The following is a 6058-nucleotide window of genomic DNA, read 5'->3' as shown; positions in this document are numbered from 1 at the left end:
ACCAGCAAGGTGCCCGACAGGGTGGCGAGATTGTCGATCGTCTGGTCGACAACCCTGGCCCGGTCGGTAACCGGGGCACCGAGCAGGCTGCCGAAGCTGACCGCCAGCGGATCAACAGTCCCGGCATCGATCGCCGCCTGCAGCGCGCTGGTGTCGCCGGACCGGTCAGTGTCGGTGTTGACTTGTGTGCGGGTGTAATCGCTCGTCAGCGACCAGCGCCAGTCACCGAGCAGACCGTTCAGCGTCAGGCCGGCCTGCGCAGTATTGGTCTCCTGCACCTTTTGCAGCGGACCATATTCGGTGAAATAGCGGAACATCGAGTCACCGTCGACATCCAGCGTTCCGCCGGGCAGACCCTGCAGGCCGCGCGATTTTTCGTAGACATAGCCGGCATTCAGTGACAGCGACATGCCATTGCCGAAATTCCGGCTGTAATTGGCGTTGAGCTCGACATTGTCCGAAGGCGCGACCAATGTGCGATAGTCACCGAGATTGACCAGTTCACCGGCCGTGTCCTGGATGATATTCCGTTCGCTCTCGGTTATTGCCGTGTTGTTCTGCCATTCCAGATTGACATTGATCCGGCTGTTCTCGCCGATCTTGGTGATCGTGGTTTCGATTTCTGACTGGCCCTGCGCACCCCGGGTCGGGACGCCATATTCCGCCGAGGCGCTGACGCCGGTATAATTGTCCTTGAGCACGAAGTTGATCACCCGCTGGTCGGGGCGGTAGCCATATTGCAAGGCCAGTTCTTCGGGGAAGACCTGCACCGTGCGGATGGCCTCGGGCGGCAGATCGCGGATTTCACGGAAGCTGGACGTACGCTGGCCGTTGATCAGCATGATCGGGCGGCCGGTGCTGCGGCCGCGGCTGGAGGTGGTCTGCGAGGAAATCGCGTCGAGCAGTTCTTCTACCGATGCGGCGCCATAGCTCGCGATATCCTCTTCGCTCAGTTCGACGACCGGCGGGATCTCGGTTACGACGGCGCCGCGCGGGCGCTCCGCGGTGACGACAATCTCGTCGTCGGCATATTCCGAATCTGTGTCGGAGATTTGCGCACTGGCGGGGTTGGGCAGCAACAGGCTGGCCAGAACAAGCGGCGATGCGGTGAGAAAGGATTTGGGGGAGGGGATCATTTTGTGGCTCTCGGCTCTTGCATAAGGTGGAAAGAATATGTGCGAATTGCCATGAGGCTGTGGCTAATGGTATAATTTCTTTGTATTAAATTGTCGCAGTCGACGCATCACGATGCGACAATCAATATCCGGTTGCCCGATGCAGCTAATCCTTCCCTTTTTCTACTTTTGCCGTTATGGCGCACTGCAACACGCGGCTCTACCGCAACATCAGGGAATATAAAGCGCCATATGGCAAAAGAAGAACTGCTAGAAATGAAGGGAATGGTTCGCGAACTGCTCCCCAACGCCATGTTCCGGGTCGAACTGGAAAACGGCCACGAAATTTTGGGCCACACCGCCGGCAAGATGCGCAAGAATCGTATTCGTGTGCTGGTTGGCGACGAAGTGCTGGTCGAGCTCACTCCTTATGATCTGACCAAGGGGCGTATCACCTATCGTTTCAAATGATGAGCCACGGCTCGTCATCCCGGATCTGATCCGGGATCCCGGCTTGTCTTGAAACTGCACTTGCGATTTGACGCTCTGGATGCTGAACCGGGTTCAGCATGACGAAAGTGAACCTATGAAACTGGTCCTCGCCTCCTCCAGCCCCCGCCGTCTGGAATTGCTGGGTCGTCTGGGCGCCACGCCGGACCGGATCATCTCTCCCGATATTGACGAGACGCCGTGCAAGGGAGAGCTACCACGCGATTATGTCATGCGGATGGCGCAGGAAAAGGCTGCTGCCGTTGAACGGAGCGGGGATGAAATTCTGCTCGCCGGTGATACCACAGTCGCGGTGGGCCGCCGGATATTGGGCCAGGCCGCTGATGCGGCGGAACAGCGCAAATTTTTGGAACTGGTCAGCGGGCGACGGCATCATGTGATGTCGGCGGTCTGCGTGATCGCGGCCGACGGCACCGCGCGGACCAAATTGTCCGACAGCATTGTCAAGTTCAAGCGCTTCGAGGCGAGCGAGATCGAAGCCTATATCGCCAGTGGCGAAGGGCAGGGCAAGGCGGGCGGCTATGCGATACAGGGTACGGCAGAGGCTTTTGTCACCTGGATGTCGGGCAGCTATAGCGGCATCATGGGCCTGCCTTTGTACGAAACCCGCAATCTGCTGATCAGCGCGGGCTATCCTCTTGGCTGATTTCGCCCACGGCTGGCTTTACGAAGCCGGGATCGGTGAAAACCGGGCGTTGCGGCTCGACAATGGTGATCTGGCACAGATACGGGTCGAACGGGCAGGCACAAGCGCCAAGGCCGGCGCGGTGGTCGACGCAAAATTCTCACAGCAATGGGTTGCCGGAAAATCCGGGATTGTGACCTTGGCAGACGGGCAGGAAGCCTTGCTGCAGCCTCTGCCCAAAGGCCTGACCGAAGGGGCAACGGTTCGTGTCGAGATTATCCGGGCAGCGATGACAGAGCGCGGCGGGCAGACGAAGCGGGCCAAGGCGCGCCCGGCGGAACCGGACAGCCCTCTCGGCGATGGACCGGATCTGCTGGCCGAGATCAAAGCAACCGGAATTCCCGTCAAACAGGTTCATGCCCATGAAGAAGATGTCCTGGCCAGGCACGGCTGGCACGAAGCCATTGAGCAGGCCGAAAGCGGACGGATAGAGTTCGAGGGCGGGAGCCTGCTGATCTCCCTGACCCCCGCCATGACCTTGATCGATGTCGATGGGCCGCTGGCGCCGTTGGAACTGGCAAAACGGGCGGCCAAGGAAATTGCGCTCGCGCTGGTACGCTTCGACATTGCTGGCAATATCGGGGTGGATTTCCCGACTCTGGAGGCGAAGGCTGATCGCGTTGCGGTCATGGCTGTTTTTGATGCTCATATGACCATGAAATGCGAGCGCACCGCGATAAACGGCTTCGGTTTTATGCAGGTCGTCAGCCGCAAGGTGCGACCGTCGGTGCCGGAGATCATGCAGGAAAACCGCGTGGTTAATGCGGCGCTGAAATTGCTGCGCCAGGCCGAGCGTGATCGCGGATCCGGGGGGCTTCGACTGACGGCGCATCCCGCCGTGGCGAACAAGCTGACGGCACCGCTGCTGGAAGAACTGGCGAAGCGGACAGGGCGTATGGTGTCGCTTGATCCACGCGGCGAAATTGCGATCGAGGGCGGTTCGATCGGCTGATTGCCGCCGAGCTTGCAATTGTCCGGCCCGTTCTGCAAAGCCGACCCATGACGGATATCATTCTCTACGACTATTGGCGCAGCTCGGCGAGCTACCGGGTGCGCATCGTGCTCAACCTGAAAGGCGTCGCCTATACCGCGACCAGCACCAGCCTGCTCGATGGTGAGCAGAAAGCGCCGGCCTATGTTGCACGCAATCCGCAGGGGCTGGTGCCGATGCTGAGCATAGACGGGCATGACCTGACCCAGTCGCTGGCGATCATCGACTATCTTGATGCGAAATATGACGACCCGCCGATGGTCTCCAGCGATCCCGCCGAACGGGCGACAACGCTGGCGCAGGCTCTGGTCATCGCCGCCGATATCCATCCGGTGAACAATCTCCGGATACTGAAATATCTCAAGAAGGAACTGGGGCAGGATCAGGAAGTGATCGACAACTGGTATCGCCACTGGATTGCCGAAGGTTTTGTCGCGCTGGAAACCATGGCGCCGGAAACCGGTCTGTTCGGTGGCGACAAACCCAATCTCGCCGACGTCTGCCTGGTACCGCAAATGTACAATGCCCGGCGGTTTGATCTGGACCTGCAGGATTTCCCCAAACTGGAGCGGATAGAGTCGGCGTGCAACCAGCTCGAGGCTTTTCGGAAAGCCGCTCCCGAAGCAGTGAAGCCAGCATAATGAAAAAATATATATCTGCGTTGCCGCTGCTGGCACCATTATGCTTGGCGAGTGTTCCTGCCTGGGGGCAGGAGGCAGATGGCAATGACGAAAACCAGGTCGTCATCGCCGATTTGCGCCTGCCCGAAATTGTCGTCACCGGTTTGCCGGTAACCCTTGGCGAGGGAGTCTACAGCACCATCGAAACCGACATTGATCCGTCCCGTACGGTAGAAAACAGTCTGCGCGATATACCCGGGCTGCAACAATTCCGCCGCTCCGACGCGCGTTCGGCCAATCCGACCAGCCAGGGTGTTACGCTGCGCGGGCTGGGCGGCAATGCTTCGTCCCGCGCCTTGCTGATCCTCGACGGCGTTCCACAGGCGGATCCCTTCGGCGGCTGGGTGGCCTGGCCCGGCTATGATGCTCTCGCGCTTGGCAGCGCCCGGATTACCCGCGGTGGCGGCAGCGTGACCGACGGGCAGGGCGCGATTTCCGGCACGATAGAATTGTTCAGCGACACGGTCGGGGACCGGATCGAACTGGGCGCGGCCTACGGCAGCCGCAACAGCGTCGATGCGGATCTGCTGTTCGGGCGCGAACTGGGGCAGGGGCAGTTGACGATCTCTGCCGATTATGCGCGTGGCGACGGTTTCATCCCGATCATCGAAAGCCAGCGCGGTTCGGTGGATCGCCCGGCGGAATATGAGCAGGCCGGTCTTGCTGTCCGCTTTGTCGCGCCTCTGTCCGACAATGTCGAACTGCAGACCAATGTCCGCGCCTTCACCGACGACCGGGAACGCGGTTTTGCCTTCAGCGAAAATCATAATGACGGCGCCGACGCCAGCATCCGGCTGATCGACCGCAATTCCGACTGGCAATGGTCGGCGCTTGCCTATGTCCAGATCCGCAATTTCGATGTCAGCTTTGGCGGCGTTGCGGATGATCGCAGTTCGGTCAGTCGCGTATTTGAACAGTTCAGTGTGCCCTCGACCGGACTGGGTGCGCGCTTCGAAGTGCGGCCGCCCGTGGGTGACGATGTCGAACTGCGCATCGGTGGCGACTGGCGGCGGACCGAGGGAACCACAAAAGAGAATTTCTTCTTCGCCGACAATGATACACCGCGCCGCAGCCGCACGGCCGGGGGTAGCACGGCCACCTATGGCGCTTTCGTCGAAGCCAGCCTGCAGGCTGGCGAAGCACTGGTTCTGACCGGTGGCGGCCGGGTCGACTTCTGGTCGATCGATGACGGTTTCCGCAAGGAGATTGAGCTGATTGATCCCTTTCCTGGCGCGGTGCGGACGGACGAGCAGTTCGCCAATCGCAGCGACACCGAGTTCACCGGTCGTGGCGGCTTTGCCTATGACATAAATGACCAGCTCACGTTCCGCGGTGCTGCCTATCTCGGCTGGCGGCTACCGACCCTGAACGAACTGTTCCGCCCGTTCCGCGTCGGGTCCGATGCGACCGCCGCCAACGAGTCGCTCGAACCGGAACGGATGAAGGGTGCCGAGATCGGAATGGACTGGACGAGCGGTATTGCCAAACTGGGGGTTACGGCTTTCTACAACCAGCTGGACAATGCCGTTGCCAATATCACGCTGGCCAATGGACCGGGTGTTTTTCCCGGTGTCGGCTTCGTGGCGGCAGACGGAACGTACAGCCAGCGCCAGAATCTGGATGCGATCACATCAAGGGGCGTGGAGATTGATGTCGCGTTTGATCTTGGCGATCTGGTCGAGGGCCTGGCCGTCCGCGCTGCCTATTCCTTTGTCGACGCAGAGGTGGACGGTTCCGGCGATGCGGCTGCGGTCGACGGTTTCCGCCCGGCCCAGGTGCCCCGGCACAATGTCACAGGCTCCATAGTCTGGGAAAATGAAGCCGGCACCGGTATCAGTCTTTCGGCCCGCTATGTCGGCCAGCAATTTGAGGATGATGTCAATTTTCTCAGTCTTGCTGATGCCTTGACCATCGACGGACGGATGGCGCTGGCCGTGACTGATCGCCTGCTGGTCGAAACCAGGATTGAAAATCTTCTCGATGCCCGGGTAGAGGCTGCTGTCAGTAGCAATGGAATAATCGAACGCGCGTTCCCTCGGACATTTTGGGTTGGACTTCGCGCCAGAATTGAATAAAT

At 60.0% G+C, this 6058-nt stretch carries 5 protein-coding genes and 1 pseudogene; 5 read left to right on the top strand and 1 reads right to left on the bottom strand.

Going from position 1 to position 6058, the window contains the following annotated elements; translation table 11 throughout:
• Positions 1 to 1136 (bottom strand): annotated as a pseudogene (locus ACHZCJ_RS06990) (TonB-dependent receptor); the annotation flags it as partial.
• A 231-nt stretch (positions 1137 to 1367) separates the two neighbouring features.
• Here ACHZCJ_RS06990 and infA point away from each other — a divergent pair.
• From infA to ACHZCJ_RS06965, 5 genes are all read left to right on the top strand, one after another.
• Positions 1368 to 1586 (top strand): translation initiation factor IF-1, encoded by a 219-nt coding sequence (gene infA / locus ACHZCJ_RS06985; RefSeq protein WP_066742521.1) that lies wholly within the window; start codon positions 1368 to 1370, stop codon positions 1584 to 1586.
• Between the two features lie 115 nt (positions 1587 to 1701).
• Positions 1702 to 2271 (top strand): nucleoside triphosphate pyrophosphatase, encoded by a 570-nt coding sequence (locus ACHZCJ_RS06980; RefSeq protein WP_321325076.1) that lies wholly within the window; start codon positions 1702 to 1704, stop codon positions 2269 to 2271.
• On the top strand, positions 2264 to 3262 hold the full coding sequence (locus ACHZCJ_RS06975; protein WP_321325073.1) for a ribonuclease E/G: 999 nt from the start codon (positions 2264 to 2266) through the stop codon (positions 3260 to 3262). Before ACHZCJ_RS06980 ends, ACHZCJ_RS06975 begins: the two co-directional genes overlap by 8 nt.
• A 47-nt stretch (positions 3263 to 3309) precedes the next feature.
• The gene (maiA, locus tag ACHZCJ_RS06970; protein WP_159643940.1) at positions 3310 to 3942 is read left to right on the top strand and encodes a maleylacetoacetate isomerase; all 633 of its coding nucleotides are present in this window, start codon (positions 3310 to 3312) and stop codon (positions 3940 to 3942) included.
• On the top strand, positions 3942 to 6056 hold the full coding sequence (locus ACHZCJ_RS06965; RefSeq protein WP_321325070.1) for a TonB-dependent receptor domain-containing protein: 2115 nt from the start codon (positions 3942 to 3944) through the stop codon (positions 6054 to 6056). Before maiA ends, ACHZCJ_RS06965 begins: the two co-directional genes overlap by 1 nt.
• Positions 6057 to 6058: the final 2 nt, after the last annotated feature.

Origin of the sequence: uncultured Parasphingorhabdus sp., from assembly GCF_963677535.2 — a bacterium.
Lineage (GTDB): Bacteria > Pseudomonadota > Alphaproteobacteria > Sphingomonadales > Sphingomonadaceae > Parasphingorhabdus.
Note: the sequence above shows the minus strand (reverse complement) of the source record. Positions and strands in the feature narration are given on the sequence as shown.